4 protein-coding genes are annotated in these 1,884 nt (G+C 33.8%); all 4 read left to right on the top strand.

All coding sequences use genetic code 11. The features are described 5' to 3' along the window. Positions 1 to 551: septum site-determining protein MinC (gene minC, locus HG1285_RS03235; RefSeq protein ID WP_008288927.1), on the top strand; the 551-nt coding region annotated here is incomplete at its 5' end. A 13-nt stretch (positions 552 to 564) separates the two neighbouring features. Continuing rightward, entirely contained in the window at positions 565 to 1,347 is a 783-nt protein-coding gene (minD, locus tag HG1285_RS03240; protein ID WP_008288926.1) for a septum site-determining protein MinD, read from the top strand. A 7-nt stretch (positions 1,348 to 1,354) separates the two neighbouring features. After that, entirely contained in the window at positions 1,355 to 1,594 is a 240-nt protein-coding gene (gene minE / locus HG1285_RS03245; RefSeq protein WP_008288925.1) for a cell division topological specificity factor MinE, read from the top strand. 3 nt (positions 1,595 to 1,597) lie between these two features. After that, on the top strand, positions 1,598 to 1,858 hold the full coding sequence (locus tag HG1285_RS18390) for an ATP phosphoribosyltransferase (RefSeq protein WP_008288924.1): 261 nt from the start codon (positions 1,598 to 1,600) through the stop codon (positions 1,856 to 1,858). The last annotated feature ends 26 nt before the right edge of the window (positions 1,859 to 1,884 follow it).

Here is a 1,884-nt window from a genome sequence, read left to right as displayed (position 1 = left end):
TAGATAAAGAGCTACCTTTCAACGAAAACCTAAAGGAGCTTGAAGAAAAGCTATCTTCTGCATTCTTTCAAGGGTCATATGCGGTAATAGATTATCAAGATTTAGATTTAAGTGAAAATCAAATAAAAGAGCTTGAAGACGTTTTAAAAAAATATAATTCAAAAATTTTAGGATTTAAATTTAAAGAAAAAAAAGTCAAGAAAAATTTTGTTCCAAAAGTTATAGAAAAGAAAGCTTTAAAAATAATAAATAAAACTGTAAGAAGCGGTCAAAGAATAGAATACGATGGAGATATATTAATAATTGGAGATGTAAATCCAGATGCTTATATTATAGCTTCTGGAAATATAGTTGTTATGGGTGCGTTAAGAGGTATAGCACACGCAGGTGCAAATGGAGATGAAACAGCAATTATTTTAGCATTAAAGCTTATGCCTCAGCAGCTCAGAATAGCAAGCCTTTACACAAGATCGCCAGATGTTATAGAAGAACCCACATCTCCCGAAAAAGCTTATATAGAAAATAATCAAATAATTATTGAAAATATTTAAGAGGTAAGAGCTTATGGCAAGAGTAATAGTAGTAACATCAGGGAAAGGAGGAGTTGGAAAAACAACTGTAACAGCAAACATTTCAACTGCTCTTGCAAAAATGGGTAAAAAAGTTCTAACCATTGATGCAGATATCGGTCTTCGAAACTTAGATATGATACTCGGCCTTGAAAATAGAATTGTTTATGATCTTGTAGATGTTGTTGAAGGAAGAGTTTCCCCTGAAAAAGCATTTGTAAAAGATAAAAGAGGACTTCCTTTATATTTACTTCCAGCTGCACAAACAAAAGATAAAGATGCTGTAAAACCTGAGCAGATGGCAGAAATTGTTGAAAGTGTAAAAGACCAGTTTGATTACATATTTTTAGATTCTCCAGCAGGTATTGAAGGAGGCTTCAAAACAGCAGCAGCTCCTGCGGAAGAAGCACTTATAGTCACAAACCCAGAAGTATCATCTGTCAGAGATGCTGACAGGATAATAGGGCTTCTTGAATCAATGGAAAAGGAAAGAATGCACTTAGTTATTAACAGAATAAAACTTCATCAGGTTAAAAAAGGAGAAATGCTTTCAGTTGAAGATGTTGAGGAAATACTTCAGATACCAAAAATAGGTATAATCCCTGATGAAGAAAAAATGGTAGACTTTACAAATAAAGGTGAGCCTATTGTCCTACAGCAAGGATATAAAGCCTCTGAAGCTTTATTTAATGTAGCAAAAAGGCTTGAAGGTGAGAATATTCCTTTCACAGAGCTTGAAGAAAAAAAAGGTATTCTCAGCTGGCTTTTGGGGAGGTAGATAAATTATGGGTTTATTTGATTTTTTTAAAAGAGAATCGTCTTCTCAGGTTGCAAAAAGAAGGCTAAAAATGGTTCTTGAATATGAAAGAAAAGGTCTTCCTCCAAACTTTGCTGACCTTTTGCAAATAGATTTAAAAGAGGTGTTCGGCAAATATAGTCAGTTTGATGCAACTAATTTAGAAGTTGAGATTAGAGAAGAAGACGGTAAAGAACAGCTCTGGATAAGCATTCCTTTTAAAGGGTAGTAGATGGAAAAAATAACTGTTGCACTTCCAAAAGGAAGGCTTTTTGACCAAACAATTGAAATATTCCAAAAAGCAGGAATACTAAAAGAAGAAGTCAAAGCAAAAAGTAGAAAACTTATACTTGAAACTGAAAACTTTAAATTTTTACTCGTAAGGGCAAAAGATGTTCCAACATATGTAGAATACGGCTGTGCTGACATTGGTGTTGCAGGTGATGACGTTTTATTGGAACACAGCCAGATGTATATATCCCAATTGACTTAAAATAGGAGCGTGCAGAATAGTTGTTG

The sequence above is a fragment of the Hydrogenivirga sp. 128-5-R1-1 genome (assembly GCF_000171895.1).
This window is presented reverse-complemented; position numbering and strand designations above follow the sequence as displayed.